This window comes from Amycolatopsis sp. NPDC057786, assembly GCF_042797905.1.
Taxonomy (GTDB): Bacteria; Actinomycetota; Actinomycetes; order Mycobacteriales; family Pseudonocardiaceae; genus Amycolatopsis.
Map to the genome: position 1 here is coordinate 39265 of NZ_JBHVKW010000050.1, position 17969 is coordinate 57233.

Genomic DNA, 17969 nt, shown 5'->3' on the forward strand with positions numbered 1-17969 from the left:
ACGATGACCGAGCGACCGGCGAAGGCCTCGATCGTCAGCGGGTACTTCAACCCGCTCCACCAGGGCCATCTCGACCTGTTCGAGTCCGCGCAGGCGCGGTCCGGCTACCTCATCGTCATCGTCAACAACGATCACCAGCAGGTCCTCAAGAAGGGCAGGGTGATCCAGACCGAGGACGTCCGGGCCCGGATCGTCCGCGCGCTGCGCATCGTCGACGACGTGTACATCGCCGTCGAGCAGGGGCCGGGCATCAACGAATCGTTCGACCAGATCCGCGCGGCGTACCCCGACACGGAGCTCGAGTTCTGCAACGGTGGCGACAGGCGCAACGTCGACGAGCTCCCGGCCGACGAGGTCGAGGCGGGGGCCCGCAACAACATCTCGATGGTCTACGGCATCGGCGGCACGGACAAGGCCGACTCCAGCACACGGATCCTTTCGGACATGGAAGCCTGAGTCCTGGCGGCCCGCCAACTTTTGTCGGAAGACGTTTGCGGGTCTGCTGACGGCAGCCGCATCTAGGGCCTACCCTAGACACCACACAGTCGGCCCTGATCCCAGAGGGCCCCAGGTCAGTCGGGAGGCCTAGGGGAATGGACCCCCGTGCTCGGGCGGACGCCTTGCTCGCACGCGCAAGCGCGCGTGGAGCCTTCGTCGTGACACCGGACAACGCGACGTCCCCGATGGACTCCGCGAACACCCAGCAAATCCCCCGATCGGTGGTCGCCGAGATCGACCGTTCCTCGGACCCGGATACGACCACTCAGCTGCCGGCTTCGTTGATCGCCGAGAACGACCACCCGCTCGCGGGACCCGAGCCGACGACGCGGCTGGACCTGCCGCCGGCGCGGGGCGAAGGCTCGACTCAGCCGCAGCCGTATCCCCGCCGTCCCGGCGCTCCCCAGCAGACCAGGCCCCTGCCGCAGGCCACGACCCCGCTCACCCGGCGGCCGCCAGCCGCGCCGGTGCAGAGTCCGCTGATCGAGCAGCCGGAGCAGGAGACGGTCGAGAACGAGGTCGGCGGCCTGGTGCCGACGGTGAAGCAGAACCCCTCGGGCCGGTCGAACCTCTCGCGCCGTCTGGACGGCATCTAGCCCCTTCACACGCTATGAAAGGTCCTTTCCTTGCAAATTTTGCAAGGAAAGGACCTTTCATAGCGTTACGGGCACGCGCTCAAGAGGCCCGGATCACCCGGTCGATCTCCTTGATCGCCGCTCCCCCGCCGTACGTGGCGTTGGACAGCATCGCGACGTCCAGCCCTTCGGCCGGATAGTGCCGCATCAGCGAGCAGACGCCGACGTTCCCGCCGTCCTTGTAGTAGTGCCGCACCGAGCCGTCCGGCCCCAGGACGAATTCGAGGCCGAAGCCGTACCAGACGCCGCTGCTGTGAAGCACCTGTGGCGTGAGGAACTCCTTCGTACGCACAGGGCTCAGGAGGCGTTCCTCGCGGATCGCCCGCAGAAGCCGGACGAGGTCGCCGACGGTGCAGTACGCGCCTCCGTCGGGCGTCCCGATCGGCGGGTAGCTGAAGATGTTCTGCTTCCAGCCGGTGATCTGCTCGCCGTCGAGGATCGGGTCCCAGCCTTCGGCGACCCTGGGCGCCGGATCGCGTCGGTCGAAGAAACCCGAATCGGTCATCCCAGCGCGGTCGAGCACGGTCTCCCGGACGTGGTCGCGATACGGACTTCCGGTGATCTCTTCGATCACCAGTCCGGCGAGGACGTAGCCCGAATTGCAGTATCGGCAGCCCTCACCCGGCGCGAAATTCGGTGGCCGGTAAGCGAAATTGGGCAGATGGTCCCGCGTGTCGACGACCGAGTACACCGGCTTGTCGACCCACAGCGCCTCGTAGCTCTCGCCCGCTTCCTCGTCGGCGTCGTCGGCGATCCCGGACGTGTGAGTGAGCAGCTGCCGCGTCGTCGCCCCAGGCGCGATCTCCGTGCCGTCGAGGTCGATGATCTCGCCGATCGGGCGATCGAGGTCCAGCCGCCCCTCGTCGGCCAGCCGCAGTGCGGCGATCGCGGTGACGACCTTCGTGATCGACGCGGTGTCGTACCGGACGTCCGGCGCGTTCGGCACCGACCAGCGGCGGCTGGCCAGGCCGTACCCGTGTTCGAACAGTGTCTCGTCTCCGCGCCGGATCAGCACGACCCCGGAGAATCGGTCCTCCCCGGCGCGTTGGGTCAGCCAGGTGTCCAGTGCGGCGAAGTCCATGCACCGACGGTAACGACGGCGGGGAGCCGGGTCGCGCGAATTCCGGTGGCCGGAACCGCTACTTCCGGCGCGTTTCGAGCTTGAGCCGCAGCGCGAGACCGGCCTTCACCGCGAGCATGACCGGCTTCCACAGGAGACCGCGGTGACGGTCCGCGAGGTAGCGGTACGCACTTTCGTGGTGTACGCGCAGCATCTTCTCCGAAGCCTGCGAAGTCGAGTGCCCGCCGATGTGCATGACGCTGGCGGAAGGCGCGTACACGTTCAGCCAGCCCGCGCGGGTCAGCCGGTCGCCGAGGTCGACGTCCTCGAAGTACATGAAGTAGCGCGTGTCGAACCCGTCGACCGAGTCGAAGGCCTCGCGGCGGAACAGCTGGCAGGATCCGGAAAGCCAGCCCGCCGTGCGCTCGACCGGGGTGCCGGTCTCCTGCCGGTACTGCCGGGTCCACGGGTTGCCCGGCCAGATCTTGCCGAACGCCGCGTGCCCGATCCCCCGGCCGAACGACGGCAGCAGCCGGGCCGACGGGTAGACGGTGCCGTCGAGGTCGTGGATGAGCGGACCGAACGCGCCACCGCGCGGCCAGCGCTCGGCCACCTCGAGCAACGCGTCGAGCGAACCGGGTTCCCATTCGACGTCGGGGTTCACCACGGCGACCCAGCCGTAGCTGTCGTCGAGTTCCGCGACACCGCGGTTGGCGGCCGTGCCGTAACCGACGTTCTCGCCGATCCTGAGCAGCTTGACGTTGTCCCGGCGGGCGGCCTTGTCGAGCGCGTCGTCCGTGGAGTCGTTGTCGGCGACGACGACCTGGAGGTCCCGGTCCGTCGCCTTCTCGAGCGTGTCGAGGAACTTCTCCAGGGTTTCGCCGGGGAAGTACGTCACGGTCACGACGGCGAGCCCGTCGCCGTAGCTGGGGTGCTCAGTCACGCGGTCATTGTCCACCCGTCACCGAACGCGACCACGCCCCCACCCACCTCGTGAGCGATGGTCAGCCCGCCCGCCTCTGCGCGTGCCGGTGCCAAGCCTTCGCGTAAGCCTCCCGATGCCGCTCCGCGGTCATCGCCCACGAGAACTCCTTCGCCCGCCGAAGCGCGGCTTCGGCCAGCTCGGCCCGCCTCGCCGGGGCGTCGAGCAGCTCCGAGATGGCCGCCGCGACGTCTCCGGCGCCGACCCCGCAGTACGCGACCGCGTCCCCGCCGACCTCCGGCAGCGAAAGCCGCCGGGTCGTGAGCACGGCCGCGCCGCACGCCATCGCCTCCAGCACCGGCAGCCCGAAACCCTCGCCGAGGCTCGGGTAGGCCACCAGTTCGGAGCCGCCGAGGAAGCCGGCGAGGGTGTCGAACGGCAGGTATCCGGCCCGGATCACGCGTAGCCGGTGCGGTACGGCGTCGAGGGCGCGTTCGACCTGCGAATCCCAGCCCGGCTGCCCGGCCAGCACCAGCGCCGGCGGGTTCGGCCTGCCGATCACGGCGTGCGCGAAGCCGCGGATCAGCGCGGGCACGTTCTTGCGCGGTTCCAGCGCGCCGAGGAAGGCGACGTACGGGGTCTTCCCGAGTCCGACGGCCTGCCGCGCGGCCTCGATCTCGGCGGGCGACGGCGGATGGAACCGGTCCGGTTCGACGCCGTGATGGATGATCTCCAGTTCCGCCGTCCGCACCTGGCCGACGCGCTCCAGTTCGGCCGCCGTCGCGATGCTCGGCACGACGCACAGCGTCGCGCGGCGAAGTGCCGTCGCGGTCCAGGCGCGGAAGAAGCGCGCCTTCACCGAAGAGTGCAGCACCGCGTCGGTGAAAAAGGTCGCGTCGTGCAGCGTCACCACCGAAGCGGCCGGGCTGGCCAGCGGCATCGTGTAGTGCGGTGAGTGGACGACGTCGGCGGCGAGCCGCCGGACCAGCCGGGGCAGGGTCGCCTGCTCCCAGGTCAACCTGGCCGTCCTGGTCGACGTCGATGGCGAGGTGGGCACGATCCGCGCGCCGGGCGCCAGCCGGTCGTACAACACCGCGTCCCGGGGCTGGCAGACGACGGTGATCCGCGCGCCGTCCTCGTCCAGTGCCGCGACCAGCGAATCCACGTAACGTCCGACGCCACCCCGGTCCGCTGGGACGGCGGTCGCGTCGATCAGCACGCGAGGGTCATCGGTCACCCTAGGAGGGTACGGCGGCTCACCGGCTCCGCGGTGAGGAACCGACAGATTCACTTCAGGCGAGGAAACTCCGGCTGAGTCTTGTCAGGCAACCCGATCTCGCTGGTGGAGCCCCCAAACGGCCGAGGCGGCACGCTGCCAGGTGAACTCACTCGAACGGCTGAGACCACTGTCACGCAGCGCTGCCGCGTGCTCCGCATCGTCAAGTACGTCGCGAAGGGCGTCCGCAAGCGCTTGCGCATCGCCGACAGGGACGGCCACACCAGCTCCCCCGGCCACCTCCACCAGTGCCGGGACATCCGAATGCACCACCGGCACCCCGGCCGCCATCGCCTCGATCAGCGGCAGCCCGAACCCCTCCGCCCGGCTCGGCATCGCCAGCACCGACGCGCCCCGCACCGTGAACGCCAGTTCCGCGTCGCTCACTTTCCCCAGCACACGGACGTCGGCGCCGTGCTCACGCGCCAGCGCCACCGGGTCGATGCCACCCCACCCGGGCTGGCCAGCCAGCACCAGCGGCACCCCGATCCGGCCGACGGCGTCGATCAGCACGTCGATGCCCTTGCGCGGCTCGATCGTCCCGATCGCGAGCACGTACCGCACCGGCAGCGAGACCTCGGCGAACCCGGCGGGCGGGCGGACACCGTGCGGGATCACATGCAGCGGAACCGACACCGGCACCAGCGCGGTGAGCTCGTCCGCAATCGCTTGCGTGGGCACGGTCAGCGCGGTCGCCCGCGCCGCGGCCCGCGCGATCACCGCCTTGTGCCACGCGACGCCACGCGGGGTCAGCGTCTCGGGATGGGTCCAGGGCACGGTGTCGTGCACCGCGACCGACAGCGTCCGCCCCCTCGGCACCCGGGCGGGCGCCAGCGGCGTCGGCGCGTGGACCGCGTCGCCACCTGGCCACCACGGCAGGCCAAGCTGCCAAGCGGCGATCAGCGCCCGTGGCGGGATCGGCAGCACGCGCGGGCCCTCGACCCCTTCGACGACCGCGGCCTCGATGTCGGCGTGCCGGGCGACCACGCTCGACACCGTCCATCCCGGTGGCGCGGTCTCGGCGAGCGCCCGCAGCAGCTCGCCGGTGTACCGGCCGGTCCCGCCGGGGACCGGCGCCAGCAGCTGCTCGGCGAGCACGACCAGTTCGGGCATGGTCTCTATTCTCTCTGGCATGACCAGCACCACCGTCGTCGTGGTCACCTGGCGCGGCGCCGCGCACATCACCGCCTGCCTCGACGCCCTCGCCGCGCAGTCCCGCCCGCATCGGACGCTGGTCGTCGACAACGCCTCCGACGACGGGACGGCCGCCCTGCTCGCCGCCCATCCCTCGAAGCCCGAGGTGCTCCGCCTGCGGCGCAACACCGGGTACGCGGGCGCCATGGCCGCCGCACTGGACAACGTGGACACCCCGCTGATGGCCTGGCTGAACGACGACGCCGCCCCCGCCTCGGAGTGGCTCGCGACCTGCGAAGACACCCTCGCCAAGGCTCCGCTCGCCGCCGCCGTGAGCGCCCGGCTGACGCTGGCCGACGGGACCGTCCAGTCCACCGGCGTCCGCCTGACCGCCGACGGCCACGGCGCCGACCTGCCGGAACCCGCCGACGAGGTCTTCGGTTTCTGCGGGGGCGCGGCCGTGCTGGACGTCGAGGCACTCCGTTCCGTCGGCGGCGTCCCGGCGTCCTACTTCTGCTACTACGAGGACACCGACACCGCGTGGCGGCTGCGGCTGGCGGGCTGGGACGTTGTGGGGGCCGACGCCGACGTCACCCATCAGCACGGCGCGAGCACCCGGCCGGGTTCGGTCCAGTTCCATCTGTGGAATGAACGCAACCGCCTCCTGACCCTCCTGCGGTGTGCTCCGCGCGCGGTGGCGATCCGCCAGCTGGTGAAGTTCGCCGTGCTCACCCTGGTACTGCCCCTCCGAGGGAAACCAGCGGCACCGAACTTCCGTCTGAGCCTCCGGTGCCGGGTCCTCGGCGCCGTCGCCACCCGGCTGCCGCGCACGCTGCTCGAGCGGCGTGCCATCGGGCGGCGGGCGACACTGGGCCGAGGCGCGGTCTGGGACGCGTGGGCGGGCAATTAAGCTCTGCCAGAAGACGGAGATGAAGGTTGAGTCCGAGAAGGGCCCTCGCGGGAGCCCGCCCCGGCCGAAGGCCCCGCTTCGCGGTGGCAGGGCGCCCCATCACCAGAGTGGTGGGCAGGCGAACGAGCGCCCTGGCGACGCGAAGCGGTCACGGGCTCTTCATTGACGCTGCCCCAATCGAGAGCAGGGAGTACGGCTTTGGCGCAGGGGGAAACGCAACCGGTCGTCTCGGTGATCGTGGTGAACTACCGGGGAGCGGCCGACACCGTCACCTGCCTGCGCGCGCTCGCCGAACACGATTACCCGAACCTCGAGGTCATCTGCGTCGACAACGCCTCCGGCGGCACCGACGTGGCCGAGATCAGAGCGGCGGCCCCGGGGGTCAAGCTCGTCGAGTCCCCGGTGAACTCCGGCTTCGCGGGCGGCTGCAACCTCGGCGCGCAGCACGCCACCGGCACCGTCCTCGCCTTTCTCAACAACGACGCCCGCCCGGCTCCCGGCTGGGTCGGCGCGGCCGTGGCCGAGTTGCGCGCGCAGCCGACGGTCGCCGCGGTGGCCAGCAAGGTCCTCGACTGGGACGGCACCGGCACCGATTTCGTCGACGCCGGCCTCACCTGGTTCGGCATGGGCTACAAGCGCCACGCCGGCAGCCCGCTGTCCGACGTCCCCGCCGCCGAACACGAGATCGCCAAGGACGTCCTGTTCGCGACCGGTTCGGCGATGTTCGTCCGCGCCGGGGTGTTCGCCGAACTCGGCGGCTTCGACGAGCGGTTCTTCATGTTCTACGAGGACGTCGACCTCGGCTGGCGGCTGAACCTGCGCGGCTGGCGCGTGCGCTACGTGCCGGAGTCGCTGACCTACCACCGCCACCACGCCACGATGTCCACAGTGGACGCACCGGACTCCGGACGCGAGACGTTCCTGCTGGAGCGCAACGCGTTGGCGGCGCTGTACAAGAACCTTTCCGACGAAACCCTCACGCGCGCCCTGCCCGCCGCGCTGGCGCTGGCCGTCCGCCGGGCGACCGCGCGCGGCGACCTCGACGCCACCCGGTTCGATCTCGCCCAGGGCGTCGGCCCTGCCGAAACCGGCCCGGTCGAGGTGCCGAGGACGACGTTGGCCGGCGTGCTGGCGATCGACCAGTTCGTCGAACTGCTGCCCTCGCTCGCCGAGTCGCGCGCCGCCGAACAGGCCGCCCGCGTCCGCACGGACGCCGATCTGCTTCCCTTGCTGCGCAAGGCTTTGGAGCCCGCGTATCCGCTGCCGCGCTATCTCGCCGCGCACGAAATCCTGGTCGAGACGTTCGGTATCGACGCGCTCTTCGGGCAGCGTCGCAAGGTACTGGTGATCACCGGCGACGCGATCACCGAACGCATGGCGGGCCCGGCGATCCGCGCGTGGAACATGGCCGCGACGCTGGCCACCGAACACGACGTCCACCTGGTGACGGTCAACCCGCTCGCCGATCCGCCGCCCGCGGCGTTCCGGGTCAGCGCGGCCACCCGGCGTGACCTGGAGACGCCGATCGCCTGGGCCGACATCATCGTCCTGCAGGGCCACGTGCTGGAACTCGCGCCCTCGCTGAAGAAGCAGTACGCGCACAAGATCGTGGTCGCGGATCTGTACGACCCGATGCACCTCGAACTGCTCGAACAGGGCAAGGGCGTTCCCGACGACAAGCGGGCACTGGATCTCATCGGGGTCACCAAGGTCCTCGACGCGCAACTGGAACGCGGCGACTTCTTCCTCTGCGCCTCGGACCGTCAGCGCCACTTCTGGCTGGGCCACCTCGCCGCGATGGGCAGGCTGTCACCGCGCCTGTACGACGCCGACCCGACCACGCAATCGCTGCTGTCCATCGTCCCGTTCGGCCTGCCGTCGCAGGCCCCGGTGCGCACCGGCCCCGGACTCCGGTCCACTTTGGACGGAATCGGCGAGACCGACCACGTCGTGCTGTGGGCGGGCGGCGTCTACAGCTGGTTCGACCCACTGACCCTGGTCCGGGCGATCGAACTGCTGCGGCAGCGCCGCGGTGACGTCCGCCTGGTGTTCCTCGGGATGAAGCATCCCAACCCCGAGGTCACCGAGATGGACATCGGCGCGCGCACGATGTTGCTGTCCGACACGCTCGGGCTCACCGGCAAGCACGTGTTCTTCAACCAGCAGTGGGTGCCGTACGAGGAGCGTCAGAACTGGCTGCTCGACGCGAACTGCGGCGTCACCACGCACTACGAGCACGTCGAGACGACGTTCGCGTTCCGGACGCGGGTACTGGACTACCTGTGGGCCGGACTGCCGATCGTCACCACCGACGGCGACTCGTTCGCCGACCTGGTCCGCGAGGAACGGCTCGGTGTCGTCGTCCCGGCCGAGGACGTGGACGCGCTGGCCGACGCGCTGGAAAAGGCGTTGTACGACGAGGAGTTCGCCGCGGGCTGTGTCGAACGGATGGCCGCGGTCGCCCGGCGGTACGCCTGGCCGGAGGCACTGAAGCCGCTGGTGGAGTTCTGCCGGAACCCGCGGCCCGCCGCCGACCGGCTGCCCGGTTCCGCCGACCTCGTGGTCGCCGAACCGGTGCGGGGCAAGGAAATGCTGCGCCGCGACGTCGGACTGATCCGCGAGTACCTCGCCGACGGCGGCCCGAAGGAACTCGCGCGGCGCGTCGGCGGCCGCGTGGTCAAGGTCGCCAAGCAGAGGCTCGGCCGTGGCTGACCGTCCCTTGCGCGTCCTGCTCGACGGGACCCCGCTGCTCGGCGCCAGGACGGGTATCGGCCGGTACACCGTCGCGCTGTCCGAAGAGCTCGCCTCGATGTCCGAAGTGGACACTCGTGCGGTCGCGTTCACGTTGCGCGGCTGGCGAAGGCTGCGGCACGTACTCCCGCACGGCGTCCGGGCGCGCGGTATGCCGGTGGCGGCGCGACTGCTGCGCAAGGCCTGGCTGCGTTCACAACTGCCGCCGGTGGAGCTGTTCGCCGGGCCGACGGATGTCGTGCACGGCACCAACTTCGTGCTGCCCGGCCGGTTCCGCGCGGCGGGTGTGGTGACCATCCACGATCTGGCCTTTTTGGACGCTCCCGAGGAGCTCGCGCCGAGCGATCACGAACTGCCGCGGCTGGTGCGGCGCGGCGCCCGGCTCGCCGACGCGATCTGCACGCCCACCAACGCCGTCGCCGACCAGGTCGCCGAACGGCTCGACGTGGACCGCGGCAAGATCATCGTCACCCCGCTCGGGGTGAACCCGGCCTGGTTCACCGCCCGCCCGCCGGACCCGGAACGCCGCAAGGAACTCGGGCTCCCGGACAAGTACCTGCTCTTCGCCGGCGCCCCCGGGCCCCGGAAGGGCCTGCACTGGCTTAGGCAGGCGCACGAGTCCGCGCCGGACCTGCCCGATCTGGTGTTCGTCGGTCCCGGTTCGTTCGCGGTGGATTCTCGTTCGCGCCACGTGGGCTACCTGTCGGACGTGAACCTCCGGCGCGTCGTCGCCGGGGCCAGCGCGCTGGTGCTGCCGTCGCGCGACGAAGGCTTCGGGCTCCCGGTGCTGGAAGCGTTGGCGTCGGACGTCCCCGTGGTGTGCACGGACATCCCGGCGCTGCGCGAGGTCGCGGGAAACTGCGCGAGCCTGGTCCCCTACGAAGACGTCGACGGGCTCGTGGAGGCGCTGCGGATCGCCGTCAGCGACCCGCACGCCGTCGCCACTTCGGCCGCGCGCCGCGCGCACGTCGCGAACTTCACCTGGCGGGCGTGCGCGGAACTCACCGTCGCCGCGTACCGCCAGGCGAGCACGAAGCACTGACGCGAGTTACGTCTCCAATCACGTGTGTTACGCCCCCAATCACGCGAGTTCGCCGTCTGATCACGCGAGTTCGCCATTCACGCACGCGAGCCCTCCGTGCGGCAAAGGCGAACTCACGTGATTGAAGGTGTAACTCACGTGATTGAGGACGTAACTCGCGTGATTGAACGGCGAACTCGCGTGATCAGGAAGCGAAGTAGGCCTTCAGCGCCTCAGGCCAGCCCCGGAGCGGAGTGAGGCCCGCCTCACGCCAGGACGCGTTCGACAGCACCCCGTACGCCGGGCGCGCCGCCGGACGTGGGAACTCCGCCGTCGTACAAGGCTTCACGCGCGCCGGATCCGCGCCCAGCTCCGCGAAGATCGCCTTCGCGAACCCGCACCACGTCGTCGACCCACCACCCGTGCAGTGCAGCACCCGCTGCGACGGCCCTTCACCGGCGGCGATCCGGCCCGCCAGCTCCAGCAGGCCCGCGGCGAGGTCGCGGGACCAGGTCGGCGAACCGGTCTGATCGTCCACAACGGACAGTTCGTCGCGCTCCTTTTCCAGGCGCGCCATGGTCTCCACGAAGTTCGCCCCGGTCTTTCCGTACACCCAGGACGTCCGCACGATCCACGAACGGGCACCCGAACCGAGCAGCGCGTCCTCCCCGGCCGCCTTCGTCCGGCCGTAGGCGTTGAGCGGCCCCAGGAGATCATCGGTCTCGTACGGCGAAGTCGCGTCGCCCGCGAACACGTAGTCCGTGGACACGTGGATGAGTGGCACCCCGCGCGACGAGCACGCCGCGGCGAGCACCCGGGGGCCGTCGGCGTTCACCGCGAACGCCCGCTCTTCATCGGTTTCCGCCGCGTCGACCGCGGTGTACGCCGCCGCGTTGATCACCACCGGCGACCTTCCCGCCGCCCGCGCCCGGCTCGCCAGCTCGGTCACCGCGGCGATGACCTGACCGGTGTCGCGCACGTCCAGCTCCGACGACGACGGGGTCGTGGCGTCGATGGAGCCCGCGGCCAGCGCCGCGAGGTCCCGCCCCAGCTGCCCGGATCCGCCCGGTACGAGAATGCTCAGCACTTCTTCACTCCCCCGCACGCGTCTTCAGCGGCTCCCACCAAGACCGGTTCTCGCCGTACCAGGCGACCGTGTCGGCCAGACCGTCCTCAAAGGACTTACGCGGCGCGTAACCGAGCTCCCGCGAGATCTTGGTGATGTCGACGGAATACCGGCGGTCGTGCCCCTTGCGGTCCTCGACCGGCTCGACGCTGTCCCAGCCGGCGCCGACGGCGGCGAGGAGCCGCTCGGTCAGCTCGCGGTTGGTCAGTTCCGTACCGCCGCCGATGTTGTAGACCTCGCCCGGCCTGCCGCCGTCGGCGACGAGCTGGATGCCGTTGCAGTGATCGTCCACGTGCAGCCAGTCACGTACGTTGAGCCCGTCGCCGTAGAGCGGGACCTTCTTGCCGTCGAGCAGGTTGGTCACGAAGAGCGGGATGACCTTCTCGGGGAATTGGTACGGACCGTAGTTGTTCGAGCACCTCGTGACGCAGACGGGCAATCCGTGCGTGCGGAAGAACGAACGGGCCAGCAGATCCGAGGACGCCTTCGACGCCGAGTACGGCGAATTCGGCTCCAGCGCGTGGTCCTCGTCCCAGGATCCCTTGTCGATCGAGCCGTAGACCTCGTCGGTGGACACGTGGACGAACTTCCCGACCCCCGCCTCCAGCGCGGCCTGCAACAGGGTCTGCGTGCCTAGCACGTTCGTCAGCACGAAGTCGGCCGCGCCGGCGATCGAACGGTCCACATGGGACTCGGCGGCGAAGTGCACGACCAGGTCGATACCCCGCATCAGCGCACCGACCAGGGCGGCGTCACAGATGTCGCCCTTTTCGAACCGGTAGCGCGGGTTGTCGCGCACGGGCTCCAGGTTCGCTTCGTTTCCCGCGTAGGTCAGCTTGTCGAGCACGATCAGCTCGGCGTCGGCCAAGCTCGGGTACGCACCCGTCAGCACCTGCCGGACGTAATGCGAACCGATGAACCCGGCGCCACCGGTGACCAGCACTCGCATGCCGCGATCCTCCCTCTGCTTCTTCCTGACCGGCCGAGTGTGTCACGACCGGGGCAACCTTTCACCAGCCTACGGACGTCTAACACGAGGATCAGTAGAGTTATGGACGAGGCACGCGTGTGCCCTGGGGAGATTCGTGGAGGACCGCACGTGACCGAGTGGCCCGGGCCACCCATTCCGGCGCGCCGTGGCGGCGGCGTCGTGGTGTTCGCCCGCCGTGGCGTGAAGGTCGTGTTCAGCCTGGTCTCGATCACGATCCTGGCACTGACCTGGTGGGGCTGGCAGTTCATCGGTGACCCGTCCCAGGGCTTCGCGACCACGAACATCTTCGAGGACAACGGCCACCCGCCCGCGAAACCGCTGGACGGCGCGATCGACATCCTGCTCGTCGGCCAGGACAGCCGCACCGACGCGCAGGGCAACCCGCTGCCGCGCGAGGTCCTCGACATGCTGCACGCCGGTGTTTCGGACGGCGAGCGCCAGACCGACACGATGATCCTGGTGCACATCCCCCAGAACGGTAAGAAGGCGGTCGCGATCTCCTTCCCCCGTGACTCGTGGGTCGAGATCACCGGCGGTTTCGGCAAGCACAAGCTCAACAGCGCGTACGTGTACGCCTACAACGACACGTCGAAGACGCTGCAGCAGCAGGGCAACACCGACCTCAAGGACGTCGACGCCAAGGCCAAGGACGCCGGCCGCAAGAACCTGATCGCGACGCTGGAGAAGTTCATCGGCAAGCCGAAGATGATCGACCGGTACGCCGAGGTGAACCTGTCGAGCTTCTACGAGATCACCAAGGCGATCGGCGGCGTCGAGGTCTGCCTCAACAACGCGGTCAAGGAGAAGAAGTCCGGCGTGGATTTGCCCGCCGGGAAGTCGACCGTCGAGGGCGTCCAGGCGCTCGCGTTCGTCCGTCAGCGTTACGACCTGCAGAACGGCGACCTCGACCGGATCGCGCGGCAGCAGGCCTTCCTTTCCGGGCTGGCGAACAAGGTGCTCTCGTCGGACGTCCTGATCAACCCGGCGAAGATCGCGGATCTGATCGAAGCCGTGAAGAAGTCGGTCGTGCTGTCGGCCGGTTGGGATCTGCCGGAGTTCGCCGCGCAGATGCGCGGGCTGACCAGCGGAAACGTCGAGTTCCACACGATTCCGACCCAGGGCGACGCGACCATCGGCGGGGCCGCCGTGCTGCGCGTGGACCCTGCTCAGGTGCAGGCCGAGGTCGCCCGCCTCACCGCCGACGGGGAGACAGCGCCGTCCGAGACCCCGGCCATCCTGCCGGGCGCGGAAGCGGTGACCGTCGAACTCTTCGACGGCACCGGTTCGCCCACGGCGGCCATCGAGACCCGGAACCTGTTGCAGGGCAAGGGTTTCAAACTCGCGGCCGATACCAAGCTCAGCACCCGGAACTCGACGGTCATCCGGCACGCGCCGGGCGACGACGACGCGCTGGCCCTGATCAAGCAGGTCTTCGGCACCGCGGTGCAGGCCGAGGCGGACCGTGACGTCGCACCGGGCAAGGTGCGGGTGCTGCTCGGCAAGGACTTCAAGGGCGCGTCCACCGGCGCGGCCACGCCCCCGGCGGCGACGTCGGCGCCCTCGAAGCCGCCTCAGCCGCCCTCCAGTGCTCCGGCGGCACCCACCACGAAGCCGATCGTCGCGGGCAATGTGCCCTGCGTCAATTAATTCCGGGTACTCAGCGTGGCCGCCCTCACGGTGGCTTAGCCTTCTCCTACGATCGGACCAGCTACAGCGCCAGGGGAGGTGATCAGGGATGAGCGACGAGGACAAGAGCGTCAACGAACGTTCTGAGCACTTGGACACCGAAGAACCGAAGTCCGAAGAGGACGGCAATTCGGACACCGAGAGTGACGAAAAGCTCGTCCCGACGCCGTACCCGCGGAATCCGCCGCTCCCCCAGCCGTCGGCCCCGGCCGAGGACGAGCCGATCTCGGGTGTGCTCGACATGCCCGAGCGCCCGCTGCGCCGCGCCGGCCGGATCACCCGGCGGATCGCGCTCGGCCTCGTGTCCCTGCTCGCCCTCGGCACGACGGGCTACGCGTACGTCACCAAGGACCAGCTGCAGAACAACGTCCCCACGACGAACGCACTGAGCAAGGCCGACGATCCCGCCGCGCCGCCCGCAGACGACGGCGCGACCGACATCCTCCTGGTCGGCAGCGACGCGCGGACCGACGCGCAGGGCAACCCGCTCCCACTCCGGGTGCTCAAGCAGTTGCGCACCGAGGAGAAACCCGGCGTCAGCACCGACACCATCATCATCCTGCGCATCCCGAAGAACGGCGGGAAACCGTCCGGCGTCTCGATCCCGCGCGACACCTGGACCGACATCCCCGGCCGTGGCCCGAACAAGATCAACTCGGCGTACGGCGTCGCGAAGACCAACTACGCGAACGCCCATCGGGGTGAAACCGATCAGGCGAAACTCGAACGCGATTCCGATCAGGAAGGCCGCAGGGCACTGGTCCAGACCGTTCAGGAACTGACGCAGATCCGGATCGACCACTACGCCGAGGTCAACCTGCTCGGGTTCTACCTGCTGACCGAGGCGCTGGGCGGCGTCAAGGTCTGCCTGAACCACGCGACCGAGGACAAGGACTCGGGCGCGAACTTCCGGCGCGGCGAGCAGACCGTGTCGGGCGGTGAGGCGCTCTCCTTCGTGCGGCAGCGGAAGAACCTGCCGCGCGGCGACCTCGACCGCATCGTGCGGCAGCAGACGTTCCTGTCCTCGGCGCTGAACCAGGTGCTTTCGGCGGGGACGCTGACCAGTCCGTCGACGATGTCGGGCCTGATGGACGTCGTGCGCCGGTCGATCGTCCTGGACGAGGGACTGGACCTGCTGGAGTTCGCGCAGCAGGCGAAGGGGATCGCGTCGGGCGATCTGACGTTCACGACCATCCCGGTGGTGAACATCAACGGCCGCAGCGCGGACGGTCAGAGCATCGTCGAGATCGACATCGCCGCCGTGCGGAGCTTCATCTCCGGTCTGGCGGGCCGGGGCGGCGGTGGCGGCGCTCCCGGCGCGGCTCCGGTGCTCGCCGCGTCGAGCGTTCCCTGCGTGAACTAACGTCGTGGCGTGAGCCTCACCGAACTGCTGCTGCGGCCCGTGCTCGGGTCGCCCGCGAAACCGCTGATCACGCACTACGACGACAACCAGGGCAGCCGGGTCGAACTGTCCGTGGCGACCACGGTCAACTGGGCGGCCAAGACGGCGAACTGGCTGGTCGACGAGTTCGACGTCGAACCAGGGGACGAGGTCGCCGTGGTGCTGCCATCGCATTGGCAGACCGCCGGTGTTCTGCTGGGCGCGTGGTGGTGCGGCGCCAGGGTGGTGACGGAGACCGCGGGAGCACGGGTGGCGTTCGTCGCGCCGGGCGGAGCGTCCGACGCGGCCGCCACGGCCGTCGTCTCGCTACACCCGATGGGCCTCGGGCTGCCCGCCGGTTCAGTGCCGGACGGCGCGTTGGACTACCTGACTGAAGCCCGGCTTTCGGGTGACCAGTTCAGCCCGCTGTTCCCCGTGCCCGGTGACACTCCGGCGCTGGGCTCGTCCACTGTGGACGAAGTGCTCGCCGAAGCCCGCGCTCGCGCCACCGGCCTTGACCTGTCAGCCGAAGACCGGGTTCTGTCCACTGTGGAGTGGACGGGCGAGGAAGGGATTCTCGCGGGGTTCCTGACGCCGCTGGCGGCGGGTGCACACCTGGTCCAGGTCACCGACGCGGATCCGGCCAAACTCGCTTCGCGGCGCGAATCCGAGCGGACGACGGCGGACCTCCCCTCCTGAAGTGCCATGAAAGGTCCTTTCCTTGCAAATTTCGCAAGGAAAGGACCTTTCATGGCATCGGGTCAGGCGTCCTGAAGCTGCTTTGCCTCACGCTTGCGCCCGAAGAGCACGTGGTCGAGCGACAGCTTGCCGGCGTTGAAGCCGAGCGCGAGCCCGGCGACCGCCAGGACGAGGACGAGTTCGTAACCACCCTGGCCGGTGAGGCCGTTGTCGAGGTGCACCGAGAGCAGAGCACCGACGGAGACCACGACGAAGCCGAGGCCCACCAGCGGCGTCAGGAAACCGACGATGAACAAGATCGCGCCCACGATCTCCACCGCGATCGCGAAGATCGCCGCGAGCGTCGGCAGCGGGATTCCGGTCTGCTCGAAGAACTTCGCGGTGCCGTCGATCCCGTTTTCCCACTTCTGCAGGCCGTGTGCGAGGAAGACCACACCGACACCGATCCGGCCGAGCAGGAGGGCGACATCCTTGAAACGAGCGAACATCGGGTATCAGCTTTCTGGTCGGTGAATATTCAACTTACCCGGATCACGGTAGGGCACCGGACGCCTCCGATGGCACCTCCGGAGCGTGATCGACAGGTACCCGACAGGAACCCCGTACGGCAGACTCTCCGCTGTGACGGACGAACGGCTGATCGGCCTGTGGTCGGATGAAATCCTGTATCCCGGCAGCGTCGAGTCCGTCGACCTGGCGTTCCGCCGCGACGGCTCCGGATGGAGCTACTGGAAAAGCTGGAGCACCGGCTTCTCGGTGTCCCGCTTCACCTGGGCGACACCGGGCGGACTGGTCTTGAACTTCCATCGCGCCCTCGAGGGCACGTGGTCGATCGACAACGGTGTCACCCGTCACGATGTCGAATCCGACGAGGCGGAAGAGTCCGTCATCGAGCTGGGGTACGAAATCGCGCCCGGCGAAGACCCATTCGGCACCCCAGTGACCCTGCTCTCGCTGGACCGTCCGCTGATCGAGCACCTGGTGGGTGCGCGGTTCGCGTGGGTCGAGAAACCGGAATCGCTCAGCGACCCGTCCGCCGGTGCTCCGCGGCCAGACCCGTCCAGCCCCCGCTGACCGCCAGCACCTCCAGTACCCGCTCTGCCTGCTCCGCGAACCCGGCCAGATCGGCGTGCAGCAACGCTATCCGCTCGGCGTCGAGCGGGACCTCGTCGTCGGCCCACAGCTCGATCACCGTGCTGACGGACCACACGAGGAACTGGATGATCCGGATGAACCCCTCCGACGGCTCGTCGACGGCCTCGCGATAACCCGTCTCGATCTCGTCGCAGGCCGCGACCAGCTCCCGCAGCGGCCGGACGACGTCGGCCGCCGTCCCGTCCCACGCGGCCGACGGCCACGTGCGATCCCCGAGTTCGAGCCACAACCGCCAGCCGGCGATCAGCTCGGCCTCGTCGTGCGGTGTCCACGACACCGGTGCGAACCAGAACATCTTTCGAGAGTGACACCGGCGGTCCATGATCGCCGTACTTCCGTGAAGCATCTCACCGAGGGTTAATCGATCGCCTGCCTCCACCGGCGTCTCTAACCTGACGCCGTGCCCGCCATGAATCCGCCCTGGTCGGGCGACGACGAGAAGTTCAACCGCGCTTGCCACGCGCGCTGGCGCGAGCGCCTCAACCGAGAAGCGCACGGCGAGCAATGCGGTGGATGCGTGTACTGGATCGCCCTGCACGGACGACTCGGCCAGGACTACGGCGCCTGCACCAACGCCCACTCCATCTTCGATGGATTGGTTCGCTTCGAGCACGACGGCTGCACCGCTTTCGCGGACCGCGACGACGGCTCATTCGGCTGATCCATCACACGAGCCCTTTGAAGTACATGAAGGCCCCCATCCTTGCGCCTGGCGCAAGGACTG

18 protein-coding genes are annotated in these 17969 nt (G+C 69.3%); 10 read left to right on the forward strand and 8 right to left on the reverse strand.

Annotated features, from left to right (window positions below; genetic code table 11):
• The first annotated feature begins 3 nt into the window (after nt 1-3).
• Nucleotides 4-456: an adenylyltransferase/cytidyltransferase family protein gene (locus ACFVM3_RS24000; protein WP_219145914.1), complete on the forward strand. Its 453-nt coding sequence runs from the start codon at nt 4-6 to the stop codon at nt 454-456.
• Between the two features lie 200 nt (nt 457-656).
• The gene (locus ACFVM3_RS24005; RefSeq protein WP_378441889.1) at nt 657-1094 is read left to right on the forward strand and encodes a hypothetical protein; all 438 of its coding nucleotides are present in this window, start codon (nt 657-659) and stop codon (nt 1092-1094) included.
• Nucleotides 1095-1173: 79 nt separating this feature from the next.
• Here the strand turns inward: ACFVM3_RS24005 and ACFVM3_RS24010 are convergent, their stop codons facing one another.
• From ACFVM3_RS24010 to ACFVM3_RS24025, 4 genes are all read right to left on the reverse strand, one after another.
• A complete protein-coding gene (locus tag ACFVM3_RS24010) occupies nt 1174-2214 on the reverse strand; it encodes a serine hydrolase domain-containing protein (RefSeq protein WP_378441891.1) in 1041 nt (346 codons plus the stop codon).
• A gap of 58 nt (nt 2215-2272) precedes the next feature.
• Nucleotides 2273-3136 carry a glycosyltransferase family 2 protein gene (locus tag ACFVM3_RS24015; protein WP_378441893.1) on the reverse strand — a complete coding sequence of 288 codons (864 nt, stop codon included), beginning with the start codon at nt 3134-3136 and terminating at the stop codon, nt 2273-2275.
• Nucleotides 3137-3197: 61 nt separating this feature from the next.
• Nucleotides 3198-4334: a glycosyltransferase family 4 protein gene (locus ACFVM3_RS24020; RefSeq protein ID WP_378441919.1), complete on the reverse strand. Its 1137-nt coding sequence runs from the start codon at nt 4332-4334 to the stop codon at nt 3198-3200.
• A gap of 102 nt (nt 4335-4436) precedes the next feature.
• Entirely contained in the window at nt 4437-5504 is a 1068-nt protein-coding gene (locus ACFVM3_RS24025; protein WP_378441921.1) for a glycosyltransferase family 4 protein, read from the reverse strand.
• A gap of 19 nt (nt 5505-5523) precedes the next feature.
• Here ACFVM3_RS24025 and ACFVM3_RS24030 point away from each other — a divergent pair, with 19 nt between their 5' ends.
• The 3 genes from ACFVM3_RS24030 to ACFVM3_RS24040 all read left to right on the forward strand — a co-directional run bounded on the left by ACFVM3_RS24030 (nt 5524) and on the right by ACFVM3_RS24040 (nt 10228).
• Nucleotides 5524-6435, forward strand: a complete 912-nt coding sequence (locus ACFVM3_RS24030) for a glycosyltransferase family 2 protein (RefSeq protein ID WP_378441895.1) — start codon at nt 5524-5526, stop codon at nt 6433-6435.
• 198 nt (nt 6436-6633) lie between these two features.
• The gene (locus ACFVM3_RS24035) at nt 6634-9147 is read left to right on the forward strand and encodes a glycosyltransferase (protein WP_378441897.1); all 2514 of its coding nucleotides are present in this window, start codon (nt 6634-6636) and stop codon (nt 9145-9147) included.
• The gene (locus ACFVM3_RS24040) at nt 9140-10228 is read left to right on the forward strand and encodes a glycosyltransferase family 4 protein (RefSeq protein WP_378441899.1); all 1089 of its coding nucleotides are present in this window, start codon (nt 9140-9142) and stop codon (nt 10226-10228) included. Before ACFVM3_RS24035 ends, ACFVM3_RS24040 begins: the two co-directional genes overlap by 8 nt.
• A 184-nt stretch (nt 10229-10412) precedes the next feature.
• On the opposite strand, the gene rfbD is transcribed toward ACFVM3_RS24040, so the two are convergent.
• Entirely contained in the window at nt 10413-11294 is an 882-nt protein-coding gene (gene rfbD / locus ACFVM3_RS24045; protein ID WP_378441900.1) for a dTDP-4-dehydrorhamnose reductase, read from the reverse strand.
• A 4-nt stretch (nt 11295-11298) separates the two neighbouring features.
• On the reverse strand, nt 11299-12282 hold the full coding sequence (gene rfbB / locus ACFVM3_RS24050) for a dTDP-glucose 4,6-dehydratase (protein ID WP_378441902.1): 984 nt from the start codon (nt 12280-12282) through the stop codon (nt 11299-11301).
• 150 nt (nt 12283-12432) lie between these two features.
• On the opposite strand from rfbB, the gene ACFVM3_RS24055 reads away from it, so the two are divergent.
• The 3 genes from ACFVM3_RS24055 to ACFVM3_RS24065 all read left to right on the forward strand — a co-directional run bounded on the left by ACFVM3_RS24055 (nt 12433) and on the right by ACFVM3_RS24065 (nt 16090).
• Nucleotides 12433-13971: an LCP family protein gene (locus ACFVM3_RS24055; protein ID WP_378441904.1), complete on the forward strand. Its 1539-nt coding sequence runs from the start codon at nt 12433-12435 to the stop codon at nt 13969-13971.
• Nucleotides 13972-14059: 88 nt separating this feature from the next.
• Nucleotides 14060-15373 (forward strand): LCP family protein, encoded by a 1314-nt coding sequence (locus ACFVM3_RS24060; RefSeq protein ID WP_378441906.1) that lies wholly within the window; start codon nt 14060-14062, stop codon nt 15371-15373.
• Between the two features lie 9 nt (nt 15374-15382).
• Nucleotides 15383-16090 carry a TIGR03089 family protein gene (locus ACFVM3_RS24065; RefSeq protein WP_378441908.1) on the forward strand — a complete coding sequence of 236 codons (708 nt, stop codon included), beginning with the start codon at nt 15383-15385 and terminating at the stop codon, nt 16088-16090.
• 62 nt (nt 16091-16152) lie between these two features.
• Here the strand turns inward: ACFVM3_RS24065 and ACFVM3_RS24070 are convergent, their stop codons facing one another.
• Nucleotides 16153-16578 carry a DoxX family protein gene (locus tag ACFVM3_RS24070; RefSeq protein WP_125789921.1) on the reverse strand — a complete coding sequence of 142 codons (426 nt, stop codon included), beginning with the start codon at nt 16576-16578 and terminating at the stop codon, nt 16153-16155.
• 133 nt (nt 16579-16711) lie between these two features.
• Here ACFVM3_RS24070 and ACFVM3_RS24075 point away from each other — a divergent pair, with 133 nt between their 5' ends.
• Complete coding sequence (locus tag ACFVM3_RS24075; RefSeq protein ID WP_378441910.1) at nt 16712-17164, forward strand: hypothetical protein; 453 nt, start codon at nt 16712-16714, stop codon at nt 17162-17164.
• On the opposite strand, the gene ACFVM3_RS24080 is transcribed toward ACFVM3_RS24075, so the two are convergent.
• On the reverse strand, nt 17112-17540 hold the full coding sequence (locus ACFVM3_RS24080; RefSeq protein ID WP_378441912.1) for a hypothetical protein: 429 nt from the start codon (nt 17538-17540) through the stop codon (nt 17112-17114). The genes ACFVM3_RS24075 and ACFVM3_RS24080 overlap by 53 nt on opposite strands.
• A 114-nt stretch (nt 17541-17654) precedes the next feature.
• On the opposite strand from ACFVM3_RS24080, the gene ACFVM3_RS24085 reads away from it, so the two are divergent.
• Complete coding sequence (locus tag ACFVM3_RS24085; protein ID WP_378441923.1) at nt 17655-17906, forward strand: DUF3027 domain-containing protein; 252 nt, start codon at nt 17655-17657, stop codon at nt 17904-17906.
• Nucleotides 17907-17969: the final 63 nt, after the last annotated feature.

Coding starts and splice junctions, on each gene's coding strand:
- ACFVM3_RS24080 (WP_378441912.1), bottom strand. CDS start 17,540: ATGTTCTGGTTCGCACCGGTGTCGTGGACACCGCACGACGAGGCCGAG.
- ACFVM3_RS24070 (WP_125789921.1), bottom strand. CDS start 16,578: ATGTTCGCTCGTTTCAAGGATGTCGCCCTCCTGCTCGGCCGGATCGGT.
- ACFVM3_RS24010 (WP_378441891.1), bottom strand. CDS start 2,214: ATGGACTTCGCCGCACTGGACACCTGGCTGACCCAACGCGCCGGGGAG.
- ACFVM3_RS24000 (WP_219145914.1), top strand. CDS start 4: ATGACCGAGCGACCGGCGAAGGCCTCGATCGTCAGCGGGTACTTCAAC.
- ACFVM3_RS24030 (WP_378441895.1), top strand. CDS start 5,524: ATGACCAGCACCACCGTCGTCGTGGTCACCTGGCGCGGCGCCGCGCAC.
- ACFVM3_RS24085 (WP_378441923.1), top strand. CDS start 17,655: ATGAATCCGCCCTGGTCGGGCGACGACGAGAAGTTCAACCGCGCTTGC.
- rfbB (WP_378441902.1), bottom strand. CDS start 12,282: ATGCGAGTGCTGGTCACCGGTGGCGCCGGGTTCATCGGTTCGCATTAC.
- ACFVM3_RS24060 (WP_378441906.1), top strand. CDS start 14,060: ATGAGCGACGAGGACAAGAGCGTCAACGAACGTTCTGAGCACTTGGAC.
- ACFVM3_RS24025 (WP_378441921.1), bottom strand. CDS start 5,504: ATGCCCGAACTGGTCGTGCTCGCCGAGCAGCTGCTGGCGCCGGTCCCC.